The following is a 22,804-nucleotide window of genomic DNA, read 5'->3' as shown; positions in this document are numbered from 1 at the left end:
TTAACCCAACTCAAAGAGGAATCCCATGCGTCTTATCCGCATGTTGTTGGTATCTGCACTGGCCATTTCTGCCATTCCTGCCCACGCCGACAGCAAAGACGTCGCGCGCCTGACCCAGCTGCTGGAAAACTCGAAAACCCTGAGCGGCAATTTTTCGCAGCTGACCCTGGATGGCGGCGGCACGCAGTTGCAGGAGACTTCCGGCAACATGGTTCTGCAGCGTCCGGGCCTGTTCTACTGGCACACCAACGCACCTCAAGAGCAGACCATGGTGTCCGACGGCAAGAAAGTCACGCTGTGGGACCCGGACCTGGAGCAGGTCACGATCAAGACGCTGGACCAGCGCCTGACCCAGACCCCGGCCTTGCTGCTGTCCGGTGACGTGTCGAAAATCAGCGAGAGCTTCGACATCACGGCCAAGGAAGCGGGCGGCGTGATCGACTTCGTGCTCAAGCCGAAATCCAAGGACACGTTGTTCGACAACCTGCGTCTGTCCTTCCGCAACGGCATGATCAACGACATGCAGTTGATCGACAGCGTCGGCCAGCGCACCAATATCCTGTTCACTGGCGTCAAGGCGAACGAGCCTGTCGCGGCGAGCAAATTCAAGTTCGACATCCCGAAGGGCGCTGACGTCATTCAGGAATAAGAGGCGCTAACGTCTTCAATGGACCTGTTCAGCAGTGAACCGATTGCCCAGCCCTTGGCCGCACGCTTGCGGGCGACCAATCTGGATGAGTACGTCGGTCAGCAACATCTGCTCGCCCACGGCAAGCCCCTGCGTGAAGCGCTGGAGCAGGGAGCGCTGCACTCGATGATTTTCTGGGGGCCGCCCGGCGTGGGTAAAACCACGCTGGCGCGGTTGCTGGCAAAGGTCTCGGATGCACACTTCGAAACGGTGTCTGCCGTGCTGGCGGGTGTGAAGGAGATCCGTCAGGCGGTCGAAGTCGCCAAGCAGCAGGCCGGTCAGTACGGTCGCCGGACGATCCTCTTCGTCGACGAAGTGCACCGTTTCAACAAGTCGCAACAAGATGCCTTCTTGCCCTACGTCGAAGACGGCACGCTGATTTTCATTGGCGCCACCACGGAAAACCCCTCCTTCGAACTCAATAACGCCTTGCTGTCGCGGGCGCGCGTTTATGTGCTGAAAAGCCTCGACGAAGCGGCGTTGCGTCAGTTGGTTGACCGGGCGCTGACCGAAGAGCGCGGATTGGGTAACCGTCATCTGACGCTGGGCGACGAAGCGTTCAAGACGCTGCTGGCGGCTGCCGATGGTGATGGCCGGCGAATGCTCAACCTGTTGGAGAACGCCTCGGACCTGGCTGAAGACGGCAGTGAAATCGAACCGGAACTGCTGGCGAGTCTGCTCGGGGACAGCCGTCGTCGTTTCGACAAAGGCGGCGAAGCGTTCTACGACCAGATCTCTGCGCTGCACAAGTCCATTCGCGGTTCCAACCCCGATGCCGCGCTGTACTGGTTCGCGCGGATGATCGATGGCGGTTGCGATCCTCTGTATCTGGCACGGCGTGTGGTACGCATGGCCAGCGAAGACATCGGTAATGCCGATCCTCGCGCGCTGCCTTTGTGCATGTCGGCGTGGGATGTTCAGGAGCGCCTCGGCAGCCCGGAAGGGGAGCTCGCCGTGGCGCAGGCCATTGTGTATCTGGCGTGCGCGCCAAAAAGTAACGCCGTGTACATGGGCTTCAAGATGGCCATGCGCGAAGCGACCGAGCATGGGTCGCTGGAAGTGCCCCTGCACCTGCGTAACGCGCCGACCAAACTCATGAAACAGCTCGGGTACGGCGAAGAGTACCGGTATGCCCATGACGAGCCGGATGCGTACGCTGCAGGTGAAGACTACTTCCCAGAGGATCTCGAGCCGCGTCAGTATTACCAGCCGGTGCCCCGTGGCCTTGAGCTGAAAATTGGCGAAAAACTCAAACATCTGGCCGCCCTCGACCGCGCCAGTCCCCGTCAACGGAGAAAATAATGATTCAATTGATTCTTGCCGTGTCCGCCGGGGGCATGGCTGGTACATTATTGCGCTTTGCCGCAGGCAACTTCGTTTCTGCGAACTGGCCACGTCATTTCTATACCGCCACGCTGGCCGTCAACCTGGTGGGCTGCTTGCTGATCGGCTTGCTGTACGGGCTGTTTCTGATTCGCCCGGAAGTGCCGATCGAGCTGCGCGCCGGTTTGATGGTGGGCTTTTTGGGTGGCTTGACGACGTTTTCGTCCTTTTCGCTGGATACGATTCGTCTGCTGGAAAGCGGTCAGGCTCCCCTCGCCATTGGCTACGCATTGATCAGTGTACTTGGCGGCCTGCTCGCGACCTGGGCTGGCCTGTCTTTGACCCGCATTTAATAAACCCGATTCAATAACGAGGCAACGATATGCTCGACTCCAAACTGTTACGTACCCAACTTCAGGACGTAGCGGATCGCCTGGCTTCCCGTGGTTTCACACTGGACGTGGCCCGTATCGAAGCGCTGGAGAACCAGCGCAAGACTGTGCAGACCCGCACAGAGCAGCTTCAGGCAGAGCGTAACGCCCGTTCCAAATCCATTGGCCAGGCCAAGCAGCGCGGTGAAGACATTGCACCGCTGATGGCTGACATCGACCGCATGGCTGAAGAGCTGAGCACCGGCAAGAAAGAACTGGACGGTATTCAGTCCGAGCTCGACGCCATGCTGCTGAGCATGCCGAACCTGCCGCACGAGTCGGTGCCGGTCGGTGCTGACGAAGAAGAAAACGTCGAAGTGCGCAAATGGGGCACCCCGGCGTCGTTCGATTTCGAGGTCAAGGACCACGTCGCGCTGGGCGAGAAATTCGGCTGGCTGGACTTCGAAACCGCCGCCAAACTGTCCGGTGCCCGTTTCGCGCTGTTGCGTGGCCCGATCGCCCGTCTGCACCGCGCGCTGGCGCAGTTCATGATCACCCTGCACATCAACGAGCACGGCTACGAAGAGGCGTACACACCTTATCTGGTCCAGGCGCCTGCACTGCAAGGCACGGGGCAGTTGCCGAAGTTCGAGGAAGACCTGTTCAAGATCGCCCGCGAAGGCGAGGCCGATCTGTACCTGATTCCAACCGCTGAAGTGTCGCTGACCAACATTGTGTCCGGCGAAATCCTGGACGCCAAACAGCTGCCGTTGAAGTTCGTTGCCCACACCCCATGCTTCCGCAGCGAAGCGGGCGCGTCGGGTCGCGATACCCGCGGCATGATCCGTCAGCACCAGTTCGACAAGGTCGAAATGGTGCAGATCGTCGAACCAGAAAAGTCCATGGAAGCCCTTGAAGGCCTGACCGGCAACGCCGAGCGCGTGCTGCAATTGCTGGAACTGCCTTATCGTGTGCTGGCGCTGTGCACCGGCGACATGGGTTTCAGCGCCGTGAAGACGTACGACTTGGAAGTGTGGATTCCAAGCCAGGACAAGTACCGCGAAATCTCCTCGTGCTCCAACTGCGGTGATTTCCAGGCGCGTCGCATGCAGGCTCGCTGGCGTAACCCGGAAACCGGCAAACCTGAACTGGTTCACACCCTCAACGGTTCGGGTCTGGCGGTCGGTCGTACCCTCGTTGCCGTGCTGGAAAACTACCAGCAGGCCGACGGTTCGATCCGCGTGCCGGAAGTCCTGAAACCGTGGATGGGTGGCATCGAGGTCATCGGCTAAATGGAATTTCTGCCACTGTTCCACAACCTGCGGGGCGCCCTTGTATTGGTCGTGGGCGGCGGCGAGATTGCCTTGCGCAAGTCTCGCCTGCTGGCCGATGCCGGTGCGGTTTTACGGGTGGTTGCACCCGAGATCGGAACAGAGCTGCGCGAGCTGATCGACCGCAGCGGTGGCGAGCAGATTCTGCGGGGGTACAGCCAGGCGGATCTGACCGGTTGCGTGCTGATCATTGCCGCCACCGACGACGAGCCGCTTAACGCTCAAGTGTCCGCTGATGCCCGTCAGCGGGGTGTGCCGGTGAATGTGGTGGACGCGCCTGCCTTGTGCAGCGTGATCTTCCCGGCCATCGTCGACCGTTCCCCGCTGGTGATTGCGGTGTCCAGCGGCGGCGATGCGCCGGTGCTGGCACGCTTGATCCGCGCCAAGATGGAAAGCTGGATCCCGCCCACCTATGGGCATCTCGCCGGACTCGCCGCGCGTTTCCGCCATCAGGTGAAAAACCTGTTCCCGAATGTGCAGCAACGTCGCGCATTCTGGGAGGAGGTATTTCAGGGGCCGATCGCCGATCGGCAACTGGCCGGGCAGGGCGCGGAAGCCGAGCGTTTGCTTCAGGCGAAGATCGACGGAGAACCGCCTGCCGCCACCGGAGAGGTGTATCTGGTCGGGGCGGGGCCGGGCGATCCGGACCTGCTGACCTTCAAAGCCTTGCGTCTGATGCAGCAAGCCGATGTGGTGCTCTACGACCGTCTGGTGGCGCCCGCCATTCTCGAACTGTGTCGTCGTGATGCGGACCGGATCTATGTCGGCAAGCAACGCGCCGATCACGCTGTGCCGCAGGATCAGATCAACCAGCAATTGGTGGTTCTGGCCAAACAGGGCAAGCGAGTGGTGCGGCTCAAGGGCGGCGATCCGTTCATCTTTGGCCGTGGCGGTGAAGAAATCGAGGAACTGGCGGCACACGGCATCCCGTTCCAGGTCGTGCCGGGGATCACAGCGGCCAGTGGGTGTGCGGCCTACGCCGGGATTCCATTGACCCACCGCGACCATGCGCAATCCGTGCGGTTCGTAACGGGCCACCTGAAGGACGGCACTACCGACCTGCCGTGGAAGGATCTGGTGTCGCCTGCGCAAACGCTGGTGTTCTACATGGGCCTGATCGGGTTGCCGATCATCTGCAGCGAACTGATCAAACACGGTCGGTCCGCCGATACGCCTGCCGCGCTGATTCAGCAAGGCACCACGACCAACCAGCGCGTATTCACCGGCACCCTCGCCAATTTGCCGCAACTGGTGGCGGAGCATGAAGTGCATGCGCCAACGCTGGTGATTGTCGGTGAAGTGGTGATGTTGCGGGAGAAGCTGGCGTGGTTTGAAGGGGCTCAGGCGAGCGTTTGATAAGACGCTCACCGAAACTGAAGGAGCTGGCTTGCTGCGGGCCGGCTCCTGCCACAGCAGCACTTACGTTAGGCGTTCTGCAAGATCCCTTTCCCGCTCAAGCGCCCACGATCATGCTCCCCGCTGAAATCCTGATCCGGACCTTTCGGCACCACACCCGTCGGGTTAATGGTGGCGTGGCTGGCGTAGTAATGGTGCTTGATGTGCACGAAATCCACGGTGTCGGCCACGCCCGGCAATTGGTACATCTCGCGTAGCCAGTTGCTCAGGTTCGGGTAATCGGCGATGCGGCGCAGGTTGCACTTGAAGTGGCCGTGGTACACCGCGTCAAACCGGATCAGCGTGGTAAACAGGCGTACATCCGCTTCCGTCAGGTATTCGCCCGCCAGGTATCGCTTCTCACCCAGCAGAGTCTCCAAGGCATCCAGCTCGGCAAACACCTCGTCGAACGCCTCTTCGTACGCGCCTTGCGACGTGGCGAAGCCTGCGCGATAGACGCCGTTGTTCACGGCCGGGTAAATGCGGTCGTTGAGTTCGTTGATCGCAGGGCGCAACGCTTCTGGGTACAGGTCCAGATGATTGCCGGTCAACTCATCAAACGCCGAGTTGAACATGCGGATGATTTCCGACGACTCATTGCTCACGATGCGTTGCAGCTTCTTGTCCCACAGCACGGGCACGGTGACTCGACCGGTGTAGTCCGGGGTGTCTGCCAGATAGCGCTGGTACATGAAGGTGTGGCCGTCGAGCGGATCGCCGCTGGAGCCGGTCTGCTTGTCGAAAGTCCAGCCGTTTTCGCGCATCAGCCAACTGACGACGGAGACGTCTACCAGACTCTCCAGGCCTTTGAGCTTGCGCACGATCAACGTACGGTGCGCCCATGGGCAGGCCAGGGAAACGTAAAGATGGTAACGACCGGCCTCGGCTTTGAAGCCGCCTTCGCCCGACGGGCCCGGGCGACCATCGGCGGTGACCCAGTTGCGGCGTTTGGCTTGCTCGCGCTGAAACGCCCCGTCTTTGCTGCTTTCATACCACTGGTCTTGCCAGCGCCCTTCGACGAGAAGGCCCATGTCTGACTCCAAAAAGTGTGTACTGATGTACGTTGGAGATCAGTCTAAAGGCAATCGTTCGAAGAAATAGCGCAAAGACTGGGGAGTAATGATCGGTTAAATCGATCGGTTCCGGTTCGCCCAGAACTGCTCGGCCCGCTCGAAGGCTTCAGCCCGGGGCATTCCGAGGCCACGAAGCGCCAGGGCAATGGTCGAGATGAGTGCGAGTTGCGGATAGCTGTCCTCAACCTCGCCTTTCCAGAGGGCGACGAGCTGCTGTGGTTCGAGGAAGGCCGGTTTGACGTGCCGACGCTCCGACAACGCGGGCCATTCTTCATCCCAGGGTTGGCCATCGGTGGTGCCGTACAGGTGGCTGATGGTGTCTGGGTTGATCTCGACTTCGCCGCCATCACCCTTGATCACGATCGCGTGGTCGCCGAGCAGGCTGCTGGCGTCGCGGTGCACGGCCTGATAACCCGGATGGAAGATACTCTGCAAACCGCAGCGCGCGCCGAGCGGATTGAGGATCCGCGCCAGCGAATGGATAGGCGAGCGCAGGCCCAGGGTGTTGCGCAGGTCGATCATGCGCTGCAATTGCGGCGCCCAGTCACCCAGCGGAATAAAGGCGATGTTCTCTTGTTCCAGTGCTTCACCGACCGCTTGCCAGGTGCGGCAGAGTGGAATGCCCAGCAGGTCCAGCAACTGTTCGCTGTAAAGACGGCCCGCCGTGTGCGCGCCACCGCCGTGAAGCAGGACGCGGACGCCATTTTGCGCCAGGCACTTGGCCGCCAGCAGATACCACGGCAGGTGACGCTTCTTGCCCGCGTAGGTTGGCCAGTCAATGTCGACCGCCATGGGTGGGGCGGTCAGGCGTTCCCGGACGGCCTCGGTGAAACCCGCCAGCTCTTCAGCACTCTCTTCCTTGTGCCGCAGCAGCATCAGGAAGGCGCCGAGCTGGGTGTCTTCGACCTTTTCATCGAGCACCATGCCCATGGCTTCGCGCGCTTCTTCGCGGGTCATGTTGCGCGCGCCGCGTTTTCCTTTGCCCAGGATGCGCACGAAGGGCGCGAACGGGTGCTCGGCAGGCGTTTCGGTGACGAGGGGGGCGAAATCGGTCATAAGCAATTGGTCGGCTTTGGCAGGCCCGCCAGCTTGGCGGCAAGTTTGGCGGGAGTGCCATTGAACAGACGGTTGAGGTGCAGGCTGTTGCCTTTTTCGGCGCCCAGCTTCAGCGCGGTGTACTTCACCAGCGGGCGAGTGGCCGGTGACAACTGGAACTCGGCATAAAAGGCGCGCAGCAGCTCGAGGATTTCCCAGTGATCGGGCGTCAGCACGAGGTCTTCTTCAAGCGCCAAGGCTTCAGCCACCGCGTTCGACCAGTCGTGAAGGTCCTCAAGGTAACCGTCCTTGTCCAGCGCCAGGGTGCGCCCCTCGACAATGAGTTGCTTCATAGCCAGGTGTTCACCTTGTCGTACTGCACGGACAGCGCGACGAACTCAGGATAATCGACGCTTTTTACCCAGTCGGGAAGGCTCAGGTTGCGTGCTTTGGCGTCTTCATCGAGCACGAACAACGCCAGGCTTCCGACTTTCGCATCGAGCGTCTGACGCGCTGTCGTGGACGGCGTCAGCGCGTACGTGGCGTCGCCGCACAACAAGATCGCGTCGTGGCTGCCGAGCACGCGCAGGCAACTGCTCAGGTGCGAGTCAGCGAATGGAGAATGAGATAACACATGCAAGGTCGACATCAGATCGTGATCACTTGGTCATAACGGTCAATGAGCGCAGCAATGTCCTGGTCGCGCAGGACCTGCAGCGGTTCGACGCTCAGTTCGGTGGGCGACAGCCCGCGCTCGGCGAGGCTGGTGTGGCAGGCGAACAGGTCCTCGACACCGAACATCGACAGCGCCTGAAGGTTGGCGGTGATGTCTTTCTGCTGCAACGCGCCGGCGCGCTGCGACGGCATCAACTGCAGTACGCCGTCGTCCATAAACAGCATGCCCAACGGCAAATCAAACGCGCCACCCGCCAAGGCGATGTCCAGCGCTTCGCGTGCGCTCGGACCGGACCACGGCGACTGGCGGCTGATGATCAGCAAGGACTTCGGCATATCAAGGCCCCCCGAAGCAGATCAAGCGGTCGGCGGCCTGGACAGCGTCATGCAACTGCCCGAGCCCGGACAAGTCCCACGGTTCCGCCAGGTTGGCAGCGGGGCGTGAGTAACGCTCGGCTTCTTGTGTGTTCAGAACGCCTCTGCGCAGGCCGGCTGCGATGCACACCACGCCGTCGAGTTGGTGCTGGGTCACGAAGTCGCGCCATTGCGCAGGCACGTCCAGCTCATCCTGCGGCGTAACGACGTTGGAGGAGGCGCTGTGGACGCCGTCCTGATAGAAGAACAACCGCACGATCTCGTGCCCGCCTGCCAACGCGGCCTGCGCGAACAGCAACGCTCGGCGCGAGGAGGGCGCGTGGGCGGGAGAATACAGGGCAATGGCGAACTTCATGGGCGGCTCGGTCAAGGAACTGGCAAGGGTGAATGGAGGCAATGATAAAGAATTCAACAACACCAGACAGCAAAAAGCCCGCCGAAGCGGGCTTTTTGTTGAGGCAGGCTGCGAATCAGTCTTTGCTGCTGCCCATGATGCCGAAGATCTGCAACAGGCTGATGAACAGGTTGTAGATCGAAACATACAGGCTGATGGTGGCCATGATGTAGTTGCGCTCACCGCCATGGATGATGGCGCTGGTCTGGAACAGAATGCACACCGACGAGAACAGCACGAAACCTGCGCTGATCGCCAGTTGCAGACCGCTGATCTGGAAGAACATGCTCGCCAGCACCGCCGCCAGCAGCACGAAGAAGCCTGCGGTGATGAAGCCGCCCAGGAAACTCATGTCCTTGCGGGTAATAAGCACGTACGCCGACAGGCCACCGAACACCAGTGCCGTCATTGCAAACGCCGACGAAACGATTTCAGCGCCGCCCTGCATGCCCAGATAACGGTTGAGGATCGGGCCGAGGATGAACCCCATGAAACCGGTCAGCGCGAACGCCGACACCAGACCCCACGCCGAATCGCGCAGTTTGTTGGTCAGGAAGAACAGGCCGTAGAAGCCGATCAGCACCACGAAAACGTTCGGGTAGCGCACATGCATCTGCTGCGCGACGAACGCCATGATGCCGCTGAAAGCCAAAGTGAGGGCCAGAAGGCCGTATGTGTTGCGCAGGACGCGGCTAACCTCTAGCTGCTCGACCTGCACGCGGTTGTTGACTGCGTAATCCTGTTCGCGCATGGCGCTACTCCTGATGGTGAAATGAGTCGTTTGAAATCTCAAGTTGCAAAGATCATAACAGAGCCGCGAGGACGCGCGAGTCAGAGAGTTTGACAGCTTGTTTCATTACGGTATTATGGCGCCCGCAACGCAATTGGAGGTGTGGCCGAGTGGTTTAAGGCAGCAGTCTTGAAAACTGCCGACTGTAACAGGTCCCTGAGTTCGAATCTCTGCGCCTCCGCCATATTCTGTACCGCAAAGCCCTGATTATTCAGGGCTTTGTCGTTTCTGGCGTTCCGGTTCCGCGTGGCCGATCCCGCCATCCAGCTATCGCCGAACCTTCGCCTTCACCACCTTCAACCTCGCAATAGCCAGGTTGTGCAAATACTGCCTCACCGCGTCATGGTGCTCGGTGCTGGCGTGATAGCAGTCCAGCAGCCCCAGCAGATACCCTTCAGCCATCGCGTGATAGCGCGAGACGCTTTCCCGGGTGTCGCTGGTTTGCAGTTTGGCGATCAGCTCGTCGATGCGTGCGCGGTGTTCGTTGGAGAACCAGCCCTCTTGAGGCGGCGACCCGGCTTCTTCCGATAATGTGGTGTCCAGACTCACTCAACCTCCCGGGGCGCGACGGTGCTGTCGCGATGATGTGCGTGCAATCGTCCAGGGCGTTCCCCGGTGTCGATGTCACTTCGTCACATATAGTGTTTAAAGGTCGGGGAGTAAATACGGCGGCGCGTGGATTGTTGCTATCATTGCGACATCAAGCCACGCCATTTCCCTCCGAAAAAAGCCGTCCAGGCGCTTACAATTGGCACCGCACCTCAGAACCGATCATGCAGTAGGCAGTCTATGGCGCTCGATCCCACTACGATGTTGACCCTTTCGATCGCCCTCGCTGCGGCGGCTGCGCTGTATCTGGCGATTGAGTGGCGGCATGTGCGTGGGGCCTCGTTGCTGTTCTGGAGTGCGGGGTTTGCCACGATCACGATCGGTTCGACGCTGGCGTTGCTGCGCAGCAGCGGCATTTTGTTGATCGGTATCTGGTTCGCCAACGGCTTGCTGGTGACGGCGCACTGGTTGTTCCTGCTGGGTGTTGCGCGTTTCACCGAGTCACGACTGTCACGTGGCTGGTACCTGATTTTCGTGATCTGGGCGGCTCTGTTGCTGTTGCCCAACGAGCCGTGGTGGTCGAAGGTGATGCTGGCGAGCAATTCGCTGCTGGTTAGCGTGTTGATGTTAAAAGCCAGTTTGCTGCTGCGACCGCATGGCACGTCGTTGAGCGTGGGGGCAGGGCAGTTACGCTATGTGCTGCTGTTTCACGGTGCGTTCTATTTTTCCAAAGCCGTGATCGCCGTGATGCCGGGCACGTTGATCGACCTGGCGGCGTTTCGTGGCGAGATCATCCAGATTTCTCTGGTCGAAGGTGCGATGGCGATCATGTTCATCGCGCTGGCCATGACCGGGTCCGAGCGCTATCGCCGCGAGAAGCGCATCGAGCGGTTGGCGGCGCGCGACCCGTTGACGGCACTGTACAACCGTCGGGCGCTGGAAGTCCGTGCGCCGCGTGTGCTCGATGACGTCTCTGGCGAGCGGCCAGGCGCCTCGCTGCTGATCGATATTGATAACTTTAAGTCGGTCAACGATTTGTTCGGGCACACCGCAGGTGACCGCTTGCTGGTTGCGCTCAGCGAATTGATCCGATCGTCCTTGCCGGAAGGTGCGCTCGCCGCGCGGCTGGGCGGCGATGAATTCGTGATCCTGCTGCGCGATGCCTCGAGCGAACGAATCGAGGCATTGGCGAGCTCCCTGCGCGAACAGTTTCACCGCACGGCGGCGCAGACTTTCGAGACGCCTGAAGCGGTCACGTTGAGCATTGGTGCCAGCCTGTTTGACCAACCACCGTCGAGTCTTGCCGCCTTGATCGAACAAGGCGACGCCGCGCTCTACGAGTCCAAGCGGGCGGGCCGCGACCGCATTCGTCTGGTGGATCGCAGAGTCGCCGGCAGTAAAACCACACGCCATTCCTGATACCGCTCATCTCCCGCTTGCTCAGCCGCACATTCAGATCAAGGGTCGCTCCGGACGGCTGTCGTTGGTCTGAACCTTGCTATGACCTCGCTGCAGGTTGCCGCAACAACTGAAAATTGGCGTTCTGGCACCCCGCACCCATCCCCGCCGCTATGTATCGGCATGCTCCCCGATGAGCGTGCCATGGAGTCCACCTTGAGTACCCTCTCGGAAATTGCAGCAAACCTGTTGAAGCGTGAACGTGTTACCCGAGTGTCGCCTGAGGAAGTGGCTGCTCAGGATTCGGTGGGTTGGGATGCATTGATGTCAGATGCCAGGCACGGCGACATCCATCAATGGCAGGCGTCGCTGAGTCAGCACATTGCGGACAATCCGGGGCAGCGGCGGGTGACCGTGCTGCGCGTGATAGAAGGCGGGATGTCCTGATGACGTCGTTCCCCGCGTCTGGCTGAATACCTGAGGCAGCGCGCCCGGTCGCGCTGCGCATGGCCCCGCCTTAACAACAAAAACGTTTCACCAACAGAAGTCTGTCCTTTAAGCGCTATTCATCGGCTTATTGGCGTTAGCCGGTCCTTGTTCACAGGCGTAGAGTCACAACCCTGTTCCAGGTATATCCGGATATTTCACATGACTCGTCCTCGTTTTCTCCCCGACAACTTCACCCTGGCGCTGGTCACGGTGGTGATCATTGCCAGTCTTCTTCCCGCCAGCGGCCAAGTGGCCGTCGGGTTTGGCTGGTTGACCAATATCGCGATTGCGCTGCTGTTCTTCATGCACGGCGCCAAGCTGTCCCGCGAATCGATCATTGCAGGTGCGGGCCATTGGCGTTTGCACCTGTTGGTGTTCGGCCTGACGTTTGTGGCGTTTCCGTTGATCGGGCTGGCGCTCAAGCCGGTGCTGTCTCCGCTGATTGGTAAAGACCTCTACATGGGCGTGCTTTATCTGTGCGCGTTGCCCGCCACGGTGCAGTCGGCGATTGCCTTCACGTCGCTGGCGCGCGGCAACATTCCGGCGGCGATCTGCAGTGCGGCAGCGTCGAGTCTGTTCGGAATCTTCCTGACACCGTTGCTGGTAACGCTGCTGTTGAACGTCCACGGCGAGGGCAGTTCGACGGTCGACGCCATCGTGAAAATCAGCGTGCAACTCTTGCTGCCGTTCGTGGCCGGCCAGATCATGCGCCGCTGGATCGGCGCCTGGGTCGGCCGCAACAAGAACTGGCTGAAGTTCGTGGATCAGGGTTCGATTCTGTTGGTGGTGTACGGCGCGTTCAGCGAGGCGGTGAACGAAGGCATCTGGCACAAGATTCCGCTCTGGGATCTCGGTGGTCTGGTGGTGGTTTGCTGCGTCTTGCTGGGGCTGGTGCTGCTGGCGTCGACGTTGCTGGGCAAGCTGTTCGGTTTCAATGTCGAAGACCGCATCACCATTCTGTTCTGCGGCTCGAAGAAAAGCCTTGCCACGGGCGTACCGATGGCACAGGTGTTGTTCGCGGGGAGCACGATTGGCGTGCTGATCCTGCCGCTGATGCTGTTCCACCAGATCCAGCTCATGGTCTGCGCGGTGTTGGCGCAGCGTTATGCCAAACGCAATGAGTCTGTGCCGGAGCTGATGGCGCACGTCGATCCTTGATCGGTGGGTGTACGCATCAGTAATGCGTTGAGTGAGCGGCATCGAGGTTTTCGTGCAGCCGCCACTGCGTGCCTGCAATCGCGGTAGAGCTCACGAGCACCCCGCTCGCCGGGTTGGACGTGAAGTCGTCCGGTGGCGCTTTGTTGCCGGTCAACCAAACGCCGCATTCAGCTCGTAAAGCGCCAAATACGGCCGGGTGTCGTGGTTTATAAAAAAGAGCATCACGCGCCAACGTCAGGTCATCGCCGGGAGGCGGATCATTCCTCCGCCAATTGTTCCTTGTATTCCTTCACGTATTCGCCCGCCAACGATTCCTTCTGCTTGTCGTCCAGCAACTTCCCCGCCATCTGGAAGAATTTCTGTTCCTCTTCCTTGAGGTGATGATGGACCTTCTCGGACAGTTTCTTCGCGGTCGCCAGCCATGCGGGGCTGGACATCTCGGTTTCGTCGAGTTCTTCCATCATCTCGTCCATCTCGTGGTGCTCGGAGATGGCGTGGCGGCTGAGGTCGACGCCGTTGTCGTACTTCATCAGGGGAATATAGAAGAAGCGTTCTTCAGCGGTCTCGTGGGCCTGAAGCTCGGCCTTGAGCTGTTCGTAGGCCTCGACACGGTCTTTACTGTCGCCGTGGGTCTGGATCAAGGCATCGGCGTAGCCGCGTTGCCGATCGTGGCTTTCTCTCAGGGCTTCGAAGATGTTCATGGTCGTTTCCTTCATCGGCTGTGGGTCTGCAATCAGGTGCTTATGGCTAGACCCGAGCCGCACTCAGGCGTTCCATTCGGTCAAGATGCATAAGCTTAGAGCTATACGTTTCTTTCATAATCCGTGGCAGTTTTTATAATCAAAAGGACTTTAAGACGGTGTGCTCATGCCTTTTGGTCAGGCCGGGCGCCAAGCGTCGTTCAAACACTCGCCCACCTAAGGATTGCCATGTCCCTTCGCACATTCATCGTCGCCGCGACTCTGCTGCTGGCGACCGCCACGGCGCAGGCCGAACAGGTCATCAATATCGGTTACCAGCGTTCATCGACGTTGTGGCTGTTGCTCAAGAACGACGGCCAGATCGAGCAACGCCTGAAGCCCTTGGGCTTTACCGTGCAGTGGCATGAGTTCAGCAGCGGGCTGTTGAGCGCGATGAACGCGGGGAGTGTCGATCTGCACGCCGATGTGGCTGATGCGTTTGCGTTGTTCACCCAGGCGGCCAATACGCCGTTGACCTATTACGCACGTGAGAACCCCTCGCCCACCGCGCAGGCGATCATTGTTCAGGACGGCTCGCCCATTCGCAGCGTCGCCGACCTCAAAGGCAAGCGCGTCGCGGTCTCGAAGGGATCGGGCAGCCATTTTCTGTTGATTTCTGCGCTGAAAAAGGCCGGCTTGACGCTGGAAGACATTCAGCCGGTGTACCTGGAAGCGCCAGACGGCGTGGCCGCGTTCTCAAGTGGCAATGTGGATGCGTGGGCGATCTGGGACCCGTTCCTCGCCACCCAGGAACGTGAGCATCATGTTCGTGTGCTGGCGGATGGCAGCAAAGGCGTCGCCAACTACAACCGTTTCTATGTCGCCAACACGAGTTTCGCCAAGGCGCACCCCGAGGTGCTGCAAGTGGTGTTCGACACGCTTCATGACGCCGGGCAGTGGGTGAAAGGCCATCCCCAGGAGGCGGCGAAAAACCTCGCGCCGCTGTGGGGCAATATTCCGCCGGAAACCGTGGAATTGGCCAACAGCCGCCGCAGCTATGACATCGTTCCGGTGAAGGTCGATCAGTTGGCCGAGCAGCAGCGCATCGCTGATTACTATTACGAAGCAAAGCTGATTCCCAAGCCGTTGAAGATTTCCGACATCGCCGTCTGGGTGCCCAAGGCCAAATAAGGCAGGAGAAGCATCATGAGCCGTCAAATTCACTTGTCTGCCTTTCTGCTGACCGGGCCGGTTATCCACAGCCATGCCGTCTGGCGCCATCCGGACACCATGGGTCACTACCTCGACCCGGAGTACTACGCGCGCACGGCGCGGGTGGTGGAAGAGGGGCTGTTCGACTTCCTGTTTTTCGCCGATCGCCTCGCTGTTGGCGACCAGATGGGCGGCTCGCGGGATATCGCCTTGCGCTACGGTGCGCAGGATGCGACACGGCTGGACCCGCTGCCGATCCTGTCCTACCTGGTCGGGCAAACACGCAAGCTGGGCTTGGGGGCGACCCGTTCGACCACCTATTACGAGCCCGCGCACATCGCCCGCGAGTTCGTCACGCTCGATCATCTGTCCAAGGGCCGCGCAGCCTGGAACATCGTCACATCAATGAACGACAGCGAGGGGCGTCTGTTCGGCAAGGACAAGCACCTTGAGCACGACCTGCGTTACGACCGTGCCGACGAGTTCGTCGAGGTGGCGCTGAAGCTGTGGCGCAGCTGGGCGCCGGATGCGCTGAAACTCGACCGTGAAACCGGCGTGCTGGCTGATCCGTCGAAGATCACCTCGGTGCAGCATCAAGGCGAGTGGTTCAAGGTGGAAGGGCCACTGAACATTCCGCGTACGCCGCAGGGGCGACCGGTGTTGATTCAGGCCGGGTCCTCGGGTCGGGGCCGCCGTTTTGGCGCGCGTTGGGCCGAAGCGATTTTCACCATTCACCCGCATCTGAAGGCGATGCACGCGTTTCGCGAGGACGTGCGCGGGCAGGTCGTGCAGCAAGGACGCCACGCCGACAGTTGCAAGGTGCTGACGGCGGTCATGCCGTTCATTGGCGGCAGTGAGGCCGAGGCACGTGCCAAGCGTGACCAACACAACGCGCTGGCGCGCCCCGAACTGGGGTTGGTGACACTCGCTTCGCAGCTCAACGTCGATCTGTCGCCTTTCCCCTTGTCGGCGACCTTGGCGGAAATCGCACGCTCGCCGTTGATCCCTCCGGCCGCTGCCGAGAAGCTGTTGATGCAAGGGGCTGAAACCACCCTGGAAGCACTCGGCAGGATTTTCGCCAGCAGCGTCAGGGTGCCGCAACTGCTGGGCACGGGGGCGCAGATTGCCGATCAACTGGCAGAGATGTTCACCCAGGGCGGCTGCGATGGTTTTGTGATTTCACCGGCGTATCTGCCGGGGTCGTTCAGCGAGTTCGTCGAAAGCGTGATCCCGCATTTGCAGCGCAAGGGGCTGTTTCGCACCGCGTATGAGGGCTCGACCTTGCGGGAGCATCTGGGGTTGGCGGCGTTGGAGGATTGAAGGGCTCAGCTTCAGCAGTTGTCCGAAAAATCTGCGAGCTGTACAGCCTTCTGACAGCATCCCCCGGTCGATTTCGGGCTGACATCCGAAACATGCTGCGTATGATGGGCCCGACGTTTTTTTGAAAGGGCCCGTTCTCAATGATGAAGTTTTTCGCTGCGCTGCTCTGTGTGTTCACCGGTTTTGCTCACGCCGAGCCAGCCCTGCTCACCGATCTCGCCCTGCCGTATCTCGCTGCTGCCCCCGCCGATACCCATGACAAACCCCTGATCATCTTCCTGCACGGTTACGGCAGTGACGAGCGCGACCTGTTCGGCATCAAGGACGAGTTGTCGCCGGATTACACCTACCTGTCAGTGCGTGCGCCGCTGGAGGTCGACGGTGGCGGGTACAAGTGGTTCAGTCAGGACACCGATCAGGCCGAATACGAAGGTGTGACCAGCGATGTGGACAAGAGCACCGATCTGCTGAGGACCTTCATCGAACAAGCCACCGAGAAGTACGGCACGCAACCCGATAAGGTGGTGCTGGTGGGCTTCAGTCAGGGCGCGATGATGAGTTATCAGATCGGCTTGCAGCATCCGGAAATGGTGCGTGGCATCGCGCCGTTGAGCGGCAAGATTCTTGCGGCGCTCAATGCCCGGCTCAAACCGGATGCCGCTTTGAAACCGCTCAAAGTGTTTATCGGTCATGGCTCGGCCGACAACCGCGTGTCGTTCTCCGGCGCGACCGAGGCACGGACGGTGCTGGAGAACTTGCTGATCAATCCGGAGTTTCATTCCTACGCCGGGGCAGGGCATACCATTACGTCGGCCGAGGTTGCCGATTTGAAGCGTTGGATCGAAGGGGTGCTCAAAGGCTGACGCGTCTGATGGCTGCCGCTGCGCGATAGATCGTCCGAGTGCTGCCCAGAGCAAGCGCGCTCCTGCGCCTTCGGCAGAATCAAAGGTGTCGTGGGCTTTACAACCCCTGACTGCCGCGGATCAGTTCATAGGCCCGGCGCGCCAGCGGGTTTACGGTATTGGGCCGGATCCACAGGTGATAAGTGACGTCGGGCATGCGCGGCAGGCCATCGGCTTCGCCCAGAACGCGCATGTCCGGGCCGAGCATTTCCATGCTGCGGGCCGTGACCCCGAGCCCCGCGCGAGTGGCGGCCTTGATGCCGATCAGGTTCGAGGCCAGATAGGCCTGGCGCCAGGGAATGTGGGCGCGCTCAAGTGCTTCGATCGCGTACCGCCGATAGATGCTCGGCTCATCCACCAGAATCAGCGGAATCGGCTCGCCGGGCACGTGCAGGTACTGCGCCGAGCAGATCCACCACACCGGTGATGTGCGCAAGGCGAAGCCTTCCAGGGCGGGATCCTCGCGGGTCGAAATCACCATGTCGACCTTGCCGCGATGCAGATCTTCCATCAGAAATGGGCTGCGACCCACGTCTATCTCCAGCCGCAGCCTCGGCGCGGATCGGGCGATGTGGCTGAGAATCGGCGGCAGGATCGTGTCGGCGATGTCGTGAGGCGAGCCGATGCGCAACACGCCGCTGAGGCTGCTTTCTCGCAGTGAATTGAGCGCGTCATCGTTGAGCGACAGCATCTGCCGCGCGTGCCGTAACAGCTGCCGACCGGGTTCGGTGAGTTGCTTCTGACGGCCCTGTTTCTGGAACAGGCTGACGCCAATCTGTTGCTCCAGACGCTGCATGTGCTGGGTCACCGACGATTGCGTGCGCGACAACTGCGCCCCGGCGCCCGCGAAGCTGTGATGATCGACAACGGCGACGAAGGTGCGCAGCAATTCGAGGTCTAGGGTGGAGGACATGTTGTGTATCCCGTAAACGTCAGTTTTGTAGGAGCGTGGCTTGTCCCGCGATCTGCCGGGTACCGGCAGTAGAATCAGACGGCTCGGTAGCCTCAGGTGTAATGCAATCGTTGGGTTGACGACGGGTTCCCCGCCGATCGCGGGACAAGCCGCGCTCCTACAGGTCCGTATTACATCAGCGGAATCGCTCAATACATTACGTTTTTTTATGAATTGCAAAAGCCCTCTCTTTCAAAATATCCGCACAGCCCAATAAAACAGCGCTTATGCCGTTTTGCTCTAAATCGCCAAACCAGAAAGTTATAACCATATTGGATATTTGAATTTCCGCTCATCACGTACTCTCCCTAGGATGCGGTTCATTACAAGGCGCTGACGTCACCCGTCGCAAGCGCCGAGCCGATGACCATTTGAGGGGAAGTCCGTGCCGTACACGCGCTCGCCATTTGCTCGTTTCCTGCCATTAATGATCGGCGCTGGCGTCGCTGGTGGGTGTGCACGACCTGATCGACACCGCGCAGATCGCCAGCAACACGGTCAACCGGACCGGCTTCACAGTGCTGATCTACTTCAGTGTGTTGGCGTTGTTTTTTGCCTACTGCCATCCGATTTCCCGACTCACTCAATACCTGGAGCGACGTTATGCCTTCTCCTGAAACGCGCGCCGAACACCCGCTGATCAGCCTGCGCGACATTCACTTGTCCTTTGGCAGCAACACCGTGCTCAAAGGCATCGACCTCGATGTGCAGCGCGGTCAGGCGGTGTCGATCATCGGCCCAGCAGCCACGCGTGGCGATCGCCAGGGCGCTGGCGATGCGACCCGAGCTGATCCTGTTCGACGAAGTGACTTCGGCCCTCGACCCGGAAACCGTCGGCGAGGTGCTGACGGTGATTCGCGAACTGACCGAGGAAGGCATGACCTGCGTGCTGGTCACCCACGAAATGCGCCACGCCCTCGGCGACGCCGGACGTCGCCCCGCAGCGGTTGGCGATCCGTTTTTGTTGAGCAATATCAGCCGTTACAGTTTGTCTGTCTGACGTTGATATCCGTCTGTCAGACGCCAAGAACCCTGTAGGAGCGCGCTTGCCCGCGAATTGCGGTGTGTCATTCAGCACAGATGGCACTGTTCGATTGCAATCGCGGGCAAGCGCGCTCCTACAGGGGCAGTGTGGTCTGGCAGAGATTTATCGCACGCCCTGAAAATCTATAAAAGGAGCACCTGATGAGCACCGAAGACCGCAGCCAAGTGATCGAAGACTTCCTGCAAAAAATCCGCGTTATCCATCGGCGCGGCGTTGACCGTGAAGCCCTGAAAGAGATCGTCAGCCTGCTGGAAGAGCTGGCCCAGCGCCGTGAGTTGTTCAACTTCACGACCTTCCCTGCGCCCGTGCCGGGTGAGGGCGATACGGCGTTTCGTTATCGCCTGAACGACGATGGCGAGACCCCGACGCTGTACATGAACTCCCTGCTGCCGGGCAAAAGCACGCTGCCGCACAACCACGAAACCTGGGCGGTGATCGTGGCGATCGAGGGGCAGGAGATCAACTACGTCTGGGCGCGCACCGACGACGGCAGCGACCCGGCCTTCGCCAGGCTTGAGCTGGAGAAAGAAGTGGTGGTGCAGCCGGGCACCTCGATCAGCTTCCTGGGTGAGGACCTGCATGGCATCAAGGTCGATGGCGAAACCCCGACCCTGCATTTCCATTTGTATGGCCGTCCGCTGGAGTCGTTGAACGGGCGCTACGGCGTCAACACCGAAGGCAAGGTGCTCAACTACAACGCCTCGCAAATGGCCCCGTCGATCAAGGCGTACGCATGATCGATCTCTACTACTGGCCGACGGGCAACGGGCTGAAAGTCGGCATCCTGCTGGAAGAGCTGGGCCAGGAATACCGGTTGCTGCCGATCAATATCCGCACGGGCGAACAGAAGCAGGACGGGTTCCAGGCGATCAGTGCCAACGGGCGGATTCCTGCGATTGTCGATCATGCTCCGACAGCGGGCGATCCCCTGAGCCTGTTCGAATCCGGGGCTATCCTGAATTATCTGGCGAACAAGGCTGGCCGCTTCTGCCCGCCGAAGGCACTGCCGAGCGTCAGCGTGTGCAGGAGTGGTTGTTCTGGCAGGTCGGGCATATCACGCCTTATCTGAGCCAGTTGCAGGTGTTCAAGGAGAAGGCGCCGGAGCCGATTCCTTTCGCCCTCGACCTGCTCGGCGCCGAGGCCGCGCGCCTCTATGGCGTGCTGGAAAAACGCTTGGGCGACGTGCCGTTCGTGGCGGGCGAATACTCCATCGCCGACATGGCAATCTTCCCGTGGATTCAGCCATTGCGGCAGGGCCAGGACCTGGCGCGTTACCCGAACATTCACGCCTGGCGCGAACGCATCAAAGCCCGCCCGGCCGTGCAGCGGGCGTATGACAAGGGCAGGGACGTGGCAGCGGGCGAGAAGTCGTTGGCGTTGCAGTAAAGGCGCTCACCGTCCTGCAGGAGCGCGCTTGCCCGCGATAAACGATAACGCGGACTGCCTGATGTACCGCGGCGCCTGAAGCGCGGGCAAGCGCGCTCCTACAAAAGCGAGTTGCATCATTTTCTGAATCACGAGAATTCCATGAGCCAAAAAGTCACCCCGCAACACCTGCAAACCTGGTTGTTCGACGGGAAGGAGATCGCCCTCTTCGATGTGCGCGAGCATGGTCAGTACGGCGAAGCGCATCTGTTTCACGGGGTGAACCTGCCCTACAGTCGCCTTGAGCTGGAAGCGCGTCGGCTGGCGCCCAATCCCGCGGTGCGCCTGGTGATCTACGACCAGACCGGCCACGATGTGTCCGTCCGGGCGGTGCAACGTTTGCAAACGCTCGGCTACACCGACGTCCATGTGCTGGAAGGCGGTGCCGATGGTTGGCAAGCGGCAGGCCTGCAACTGTTTGCCGGGGTGCACGTGCCGTCCAAGGCGTTTGGCGAGTTGGTGGAAGAAGCCAGTCACACGCCGCACATCAGCGCGACCGAACTGGCGGCATTGCAGGCCAGAGGCGAACCGCTGGTGTTGCTCGACGGCCGGCCGTTCGACGAATACCGCAAGATGACCATTCCCGGTTCCATCTGCTGCCCCAACGGCGAGCTGGGGTATCGGCTGGCCGACCTGGTTGCGGATGACACGACGCCGATCGTGGTCAATTGCGCGGGGCGCACGCGCAGCATCATTGGTGCACAGACCCTGATTGACCTGGGGGTGAAGAACCCGGTGTATGCGCTGGAGAACGGTACACAAGGGTGGTACCTCGCCGACCTGCCGCTGGAACACGGCAGCACGCGTCGCTACCCGCAAGTGTCCGCTGCCGCGTCGCTGGCGCAGCAACGTGAGGCCGCCACACGTCTGGCTCAGCGGGCGGGTGTGACGACCGTCGACGCCGAGCAGGTCGTGGCCTGGTCTGGCGACCCCGCGCGCAGCCTGTTTCTGTGCGATGTGCGCACCCCGGAAGAGTTTGCCTTCGGCAGTCTCCCCGGGGCGCAACACACGCCGGGCGGACAGTTGATTCAATCCACCGACCTCTACATCGGCGTGCGTGGCGCGCGGCTGGTGCTGATCGACAACGATGGCGTGCGCGCCCCCATCGTGGCCAGTTGGTTACGTCAGCTTGGGCATCAGGCCTACGTGTTGAAGGGCGGCTTGCACAGCGGTCTGGCGTTAACGCCCGAGCGTGACGCTGTCGCGCCAGCATTGCCTTCGATCAGCGCTGCCGAGCTGGCGGACTCGCTGCGTGACAACACCGTTGTGCTGGTGGACCTGCGCGGGAGCATGGCGTTTCGCAAGGCGCAGATCGCAGGGGCTCGCTGGTCGATTCGTTCGCGTCTGGCCGATGATCTGGCAACTGAAACAAAGCCGGTGGTGCTCGTGGCCGATCATGCCGATGTCGCGGCAATAGCGGCCCTTGAATTGCCCGAGCAGCAGCGAGTGCACGCCCGATGGCTGGATTTCAGGGCCTGGCAATCGGCCGGCCTGCCTGTGCATGAAGATGCAGGCAACCCGCTGAACGAGCAGTGCATCGATTTTCTGTTCTTCACCCACGACCGTCACTCCGGCAACAAGGATGCGGCCCGTCAGTACCTGGCGTGGGAGATCGGGTTGTTGGGGCAGATGACCGAACAGGAAATCGCCAGCCTCAAGCCCTTGGCTTCGAGCGAGAACCAGAGCCGTGTCCGCACCCGGTTGGTCCATGCCGCACGAGGCGAAAAGGGCAGCGGTGTGCGCAGTGTGAACCCGCCGGTATCCCGCATGAGCACCGTCAGTCCTGACGACGCGTATCTCGTGCTGCGTGGCGCCCGCACCCTGGCTGCGCGGCTCGACGTTCATCAGCGCCAGGCCCTGCAAGTCGCCCACTGGTTGCAACAGCATCCGCAGGTCAGGCGCGTGTTCCATCCGGCATTGGCGGATCACCCGAATCACGCACTCTGGAAGCGCGATTTCAGCGGCAGCAACGGCCTGCTGACCTTTGAACTCGCCGACAACGACCCCAAACACCTGGACGCCTTCATCGACGCGCTGCAGCTGTTCGGGCTGGGTGCTTCATGGGGCGGCTTCGAAAGCCTGATCATCGTCGCCAACGTCCGCGACCGCGATAACGCTCCAGACAAGGCGCTGAATCCGCTGCTGCGGTTACACATCGGGCTGGAGGACGTGAGCGCGTTGATCGAAGATCTGGAACGGGGGTTTGCGGCGATCCGTTGAAGCG

General features: G+C 60.7%; 23 protein-coding genes, 1 tRNA gene and 3 pseudogenes. 17 read left to right on the top strand and 10 right to left on the bottom strand.

Annotation, left to right across the window (positions count from 1 at the left end; translation table 11 throughout):
• The first annotated feature begins 25 nt into the window (after window positions 1-25).
• From lolA to cysG, 5 genes are read left to right on the top strand one after another with little or no spacing between them, the layout of a single operon-like run.
• Window positions 26-649 carry an outer membrane lipoprotein periplasmic chaperone LolA gene (gene lolA, locus BLS87_RS21220; RefSeq protein ID WP_074755290.1) on the top strand — a complete coding sequence of 208 codons (624 nt, stop codon included), beginning with the start codon at window positions 26-28 and terminating at the stop codon, window positions 647-649.
• An 18-nt stretch (window positions 650-667) separates the two neighbouring features.
• The gene (locus BLS87_RS21215; RefSeq protein WP_062380779.1) at window positions 668-1,990 is read left to right on the top strand and encodes a replication-associated recombination protein A; all 1,323 of its coding nucleotides are present in this window, start codon (window positions 668-670) and stop codon (window positions 1,988-1,990) included.
• A complete protein-coding gene (crcB, locus tag BLS87_RS21210; protein WP_074755288.1) occupies window positions 1,990-2,364 on the top strand; it encodes a fluoride efflux transporter CrcB in 375 nt (124 codons plus the stop codon). The genes BLS87_RS21215 and crcB overlap by 1 nt, the downstream gene beginning before the upstream one ends.
• A gap of 29 nt (window positions 2,365-2,393) precedes the next feature.
• Window positions 2,394-3,674, top strand: a complete 1,281-nt coding sequence (serS, locus tag BLS87_RS21205; protein WP_074755286.1) for a serine--tRNA ligase — start codon at window positions 2,394-2,396, stop codon at window positions 3,672-3,674.
• Window positions 3,675-5,069: a siroheme synthase CysG gene (gene cysG / locus BLS87_RS21200; protein ID WP_074755284.1), complete on the top strand. Its 1,395-nt coding sequence runs from the start codon at window positions 3,675-3,677 to the stop codon at window positions 5,067-5,069.
• 68 nt (window positions 5,070-5,137) lie between these two features.
• Here cysG and BLS87_RS21195 read toward each other — a convergent pair whose 3' ends face one another.
• The 7 genes from BLS87_RS21195 to BLS87_RS21165 all read right to left on the bottom strand — a co-directional run bounded on the left by BLS87_RS21195 (window position 5,138) and on the right by BLS87_RS21165 (window position 9,411).
• Window positions 5,138-6,139 carry a glutathione S-transferase family protein gene (locus BLS87_RS21195; RefSeq protein WP_074755282.1) on the bottom strand — a complete coding sequence of 334 codons (1,002 nt, stop codon included), beginning with the start codon at window positions 6,137-6,139 and terminating at the stop codon, window positions 5,138-5,140.
• A gap of 96 nt (window positions 6,140-6,235) precedes the next feature.
• A complete protein-coding gene (locus tag BLS87_RS21190; RefSeq protein ID WP_074755280.1) occupies window positions 6,236-7,237 on the bottom strand; it encodes a glycosyl transferase family protein in 1,002 nt (333 codons plus the stop codon).
• Window positions 7,234-7,569, bottom strand: coding sequence for a TusE/DsrC/DsvC family sulfur relay protein (locus BLS87_RS21185; RefSeq protein ID WP_074755278.1), 336 nt, complete (start codon window positions 7,567-7,569; stop codon window positions 7,234-7,236). The genes BLS87_RS21190 and BLS87_RS21185 overlap by 4 nt, the downstream gene beginning before the upstream one ends.
• A complete protein-coding gene (tusB, locus tag BLS87_RS21180; protein ID WP_074755276.1) occupies window positions 7,566-7,865 on the bottom strand; it encodes a sulfurtransferase complex subunit TusB in 300 nt (99 codons plus the stop codon). Before tusB ends, BLS87_RS21185 begins: the two co-directional genes overlap by 4 nt.
• On the bottom strand, window positions 7,865-8,227 hold the full coding sequence (gene tusC / locus BLS87_RS21175; protein ID WP_074755274.1) for a sulfurtransferase complex subunit TusC: 363 nt from the start codon (window positions 8,225-8,227) through the stop codon (window positions 7,865-7,867). The genes tusB and tusC overlap by 1 nt, the downstream gene beginning before the upstream one ends.
• Window position 8,228: 1 nt before the next feature.
• The gene (gene tusD, locus BLS87_RS21170; RefSeq protein WP_074755272.1) at window positions 8,229-8,621 is read right to left on the bottom strand and encodes a sulfurtransferase complex subunit TusD; all 393 of its coding nucleotides are present in this window, start codon (window positions 8,619-8,621) and stop codon (window positions 8,229-8,231) included.
• Between the two features lie 115 nt (window positions 8,622-8,736).
• Window positions 8,737-9,411 carry a Bax inhibitor-1/YccA family protein gene (locus BLS87_RS21165; protein WP_074755270.1) on the bottom strand — a complete coding sequence of 225 codons (675 nt, stop codon included), beginning with the start codon at window positions 9,409-9,411 and terminating at the stop codon, window positions 8,737-8,739.
• 135 nt (window positions 9,412-9,546) lie between these two features.
• Here BLS87_RS21165 and BLS87_RS21160 point away from each other — a divergent pair.
• Window positions 9,547-9,634, top strand: a tRNA-Ser gene (locus BLS87_RS21160).
• An 83-nt stretch (window positions 9,635-9,717) separates the two neighbouring features.
• Here BLS87_RS21160 and BLS87_RS21155 read toward each other — a convergent pair.
• Entirely contained in the window at window positions 9,718-9,999 is a 282-nt protein-coding gene (locus BLS87_RS21155; protein ID WP_074755268.1) for a hypothetical protein, read from the bottom strand.
• 240 nt (window positions 10,000-10,239) lie between these two features.
• On the opposite strand from BLS87_RS21155, the gene BLS87_RS21150 reads away from it, so the two are divergent.
• From BLS87_RS21150 to BLS87_RS21140, 3 genes are all read left to right on the top strand, one after another.
• Complete coding sequence (locus BLS87_RS21150; RefSeq protein WP_074755266.1) at window positions 10,240-11,418, top strand: GGDEF domain-containing protein; 1,179 nt, start codon at window positions 10,240-10,242, stop codon at window positions 11,416-11,418.
• Window positions 11,419-11,613: 195 nt separating this feature from the next.
• Window positions 11,614-11,844 carry a hypothetical protein gene (locus BLS87_RS21145; protein ID WP_143024440.1) on the top strand — a complete coding sequence of 77 codons (231 nt, stop codon included), beginning with the start codon at window positions 11,614-11,616 and terminating at the stop codon, window positions 11,842-11,844.
• A 201-nt stretch (window positions 11,845-12,045) separates the two neighbouring features.
• Window positions 12,046-13,044: a bile acid:sodium symporter family protein gene (locus BLS87_RS21140; RefSeq protein WP_074755262.1), complete on the top strand. Its 999-nt coding sequence runs from the start codon at window positions 12,046-12,048 to the stop codon at window positions 13,042-13,044.
• Window positions 13,045-13,301: 257 nt separating this feature from the next.
• Here BLS87_RS21140 and BLS87_RS21135 read toward each other — a convergent pair whose 3' ends face one another.
• A complete protein-coding gene (locus BLS87_RS21135; RefSeq protein ID WP_074755260.1) occupies window positions 13,302-13,745 on the bottom strand; it encodes a hemerythrin domain-containing protein in 444 nt (147 codons plus the stop codon).
• 228 nt (window positions 13,746-13,973) lie between these two features.
• On the opposite strand from BLS87_RS21135, the gene BLS87_RS21130 reads away from it, so the two are divergent.
• The 3 genes from BLS87_RS21130 (at window position 13,974) to BLS87_RS21120 (ending at window position 17,119) form a co-directional block, all read left to right on the top strand.
• A complete protein-coding gene (locus BLS87_RS21130) occupies window positions 13,974-14,915 on the top strand; it encodes an aliphatic sulfonate ABC transporter substrate-binding protein (RefSeq protein WP_074755258.1) in 942 nt (313 codons plus the stop codon).
• A 15-nt stretch (window positions 14,916-14,930) separates the two neighbouring features.
• The gene (locus BLS87_RS21125; protein ID WP_074755256.1) at window positions 14,931-16,256 is read left to right on the top strand and encodes an LLM class flavin-dependent oxidoreductase; all 1,326 of its coding nucleotides are present in this window, start codon (window positions 14,931-14,933) and stop codon (window positions 16,254-16,256) included.
• 140 nt (window positions 16,257-16,396) lie between these two features.
• Window positions 16,397-17,119 (top strand): alpha/beta hydrolase, encoded by a 723-nt coding sequence (locus BLS87_RS21120; protein WP_074755254.1) that lies wholly within the window; start codon window positions 16,397-16,399, stop codon window positions 17,117-17,119.
• Window positions 17,120-17,216: 97 nt separating this feature from the next.
• On the opposite strand, the gene BLS87_RS21115 is transcribed toward BLS87_RS21120, so the two are convergent.
• A complete protein-coding gene (locus BLS87_RS21115; RefSeq protein WP_074755252.1) occupies window positions 17,217-18,071 on the bottom strand; it encodes a LysR substrate-binding domain-containing protein in 855 nt (284 codons plus the stop codon).
• 470 nt (window positions 18,072-18,541) lie between these two features.
• On the opposite strand from BLS87_RS21115, the pseudogene BLS87_RS21110 reads away from it, so the two are divergent.
• The 5 genes and pseudogenes from BLS87_RS21110 to BLS87_RS21090 all read left to right on the top strand — a co-directional run.
• Window positions 18,542-18,727, top strand: a pseudogene (locus BLS87_RS21110) (amino acid ABC transporter permease); the annotation flags it as partial.
• A gap of 113 nt (window positions 18,728-18,840) precedes the next feature.
• A pseudogene (locus BLS87_RS34955) lies at window positions 18,841-19,110 on the top strand (amino acid ABC transporter ATP-binding protein); the annotation flags it as partial.
• Window positions 19,111-19,295: 185 nt separating this feature from the next.
• A complete protein-coding gene (locus BLS87_RS21100) occupies window positions 19,296-19,892 on the top strand; it encodes a cysteine dioxygenase family protein (RefSeq protein ID WP_074755250.1) in 597 nt (198 codons plus the stop codon).
• Window positions 19,889-20,541 (top strand): annotated as a pseudogene (locus BLS87_RS21095) (glutathione S-transferase family protein). The gene BLS87_RS21100 and the pseudogene BLS87_RS21095 overlap by 4 nt, the downstream one beginning before the upstream one ends.
• A 141-nt stretch (window positions 20,542-20,682) precedes the next feature.
• Window positions 20,683-22,800 (top strand): rhodanese-like domain-containing protein, encoded by a 2,118-nt coding sequence (locus BLS87_RS21090; protein ID WP_074755248.1) that lies wholly within the window; start codon window positions 20,683-20,685, stop codon window positions 22,798-22,800.
• Window positions 22,801-22,804: the final 4 nt, after the last annotated feature.

The sequence above is a fragment of the Pseudomonas abietaniphila genome (assembly GCF_900100795.1).
GTDB lineage: Bacteria > Pseudomonadota > Gammaproteobacteria > Pseudomonadales > Pseudomonadaceae > Aquipseudomonas > Aquipseudomonas abietaniphila.
The sequence above is the reverse complement of the archived record's forward strand: the minus strand, read 5'-3'. Positions and strand labels throughout refer to the sequence as shown.

Excerpts from the sequence above, each read along its gene's own strand:
- lolA (WP_074755290.1), top strand. The coding sequence starts at position 26 with ATGCGTCTTATCCGCATGTTGTTGGTATCTGCACTGGCCATTTCTGCC.
- BLS87_RS21215 (WP_062380779.1), top strand. The coding sequence starts at position 668 with ATGGACCTGTTCAGCAGTGAACCGATTGCCCAGCCCTTGGCCGCACGC.
- crcB (WP_074755288.1), top strand. The coding sequence starts at position 1,990 with ATGATTCAATTGATTCTTGCCGTGTCCGCCGGGGGCATGGCTGGTACA.
- serS (WP_074755286.1), top strand. The coding sequence starts at position 2,394 with ATGCTCGACTCCAAACTGTTACGTACCCAACTTCAGGACGTAGCGGAT.
- cysG (WP_074755284.1), top strand. The coding sequence starts at position 3,675 with ATGGAATTTCTGCCACTGTTCCACAACCTGCGGGGCGCCCTTGTATTG.
- BLS87_RS21195 (WP_074755282.1), bottom strand. The coding sequence starts at position 6,139 with ATGGGCCTTCTCGTCGAAGGGCGCTGGCAAGACCAGTGGTATGAAAGC.
- BLS87_RS21190 (WP_074755280.1), bottom strand. The coding sequence starts at position 7,237 with ATGACCGATTTCGCCCCCCTCGTCACCGAAACGCCTGCCGAGCACCCG.
- BLS87_RS21185 (WP_074755278.1), bottom strand. The coding sequence starts at position 7,569 with ATGAAGCAACTCATTGTCGAGGGGCGCACCCTGGCGCTGGACAAGGAC.
- tusB (WP_074755276.1), bottom strand. The coding sequence starts at position 7,865 with ATGTCGACCTTGCATGTGTTATCTCATTCTCCATTCGCTGACTCGCAC.
- tusC (WP_074755274.1), bottom strand. The coding sequence starts at position 8,227 with ATGCCGAAGTCCTTGCTGATCATCAGCCGCCAGTCGCCGTGGTCCGGT.
- tusD (WP_074755272.1), bottom strand. The coding sequence starts at position 8,621 with ATGAAGTTCGCCATTGCCCTGTATTCTCCCGCCCACGCGCCCTCCTCG.
- BLS87_RS21165 (WP_074755270.1), bottom strand. The coding sequence starts at position 9,411 with ATGCGCGAACAGGATTACGCAGTCAACAACCGCGTGCAGGTCGAGCAG.
- BLS87_RS21150 (WP_074755266.1), top strand. The coding sequence starts at position 10,240 with ATGGCGCTCGATCCCACTACGATGTTGACCCTTTCGATCGCCCTCGCT.
- BLS87_RS21140 (WP_074755262.1), top strand. The coding sequence starts at position 12,046 with ATGACTCGTCCTCGTTTTCTCCCCGACAACTTCACCCTGGCGCTGGTC.
- BLS87_RS21135 (WP_074755260.1), bottom strand. The coding sequence starts at position 13,745 with ATGAACATCTTCGAAGCCCTGAGAGAAAGCCACGATCGGCAACGCGGC.
- BLS87_RS21130 (WP_074755258.1), top strand. The coding sequence starts at position 13,974 with ATGTCCCTTCGCACATTCATCGTCGCCGCGACTCTGCTGCTGGCGACC.
- BLS87_RS21125 (WP_074755256.1), top strand. The coding sequence starts at position 14,931 with ATGAGCCGTCAAATTCACTTGTCTGCCTTTCTGCTGACCGGGCCGGTT.
- BLS87_RS21120 (WP_074755254.1), top strand. The coding sequence starts at position 16,397 with ATGATGAAGTTTTTCGCTGCGCTGCTCTGTGTGTTCACCGGTTTTGCT.
- BLS87_RS21115 (WP_074755252.1), bottom strand. The coding sequence starts at position 18,071 with ATGTCCTCCACCCTAGACCTCGAATTGCTGCGCACCTTCGTCGCCGTT.
- BLS87_RS21100 (WP_074755250.1), top strand. The coding sequence starts at position 19,296 with ATGAGCACCGAAGACCGCAGCCAAGTGATCGAAGACTTCCTGCAAAAA.
- BLS87_RS21090 (WP_074755248.1), top strand. The coding sequence starts at position 20,683 with ATGAGCCAAAAAGTCACCCCGCAACACCTGCAAACCTGGTTGTTCGAC.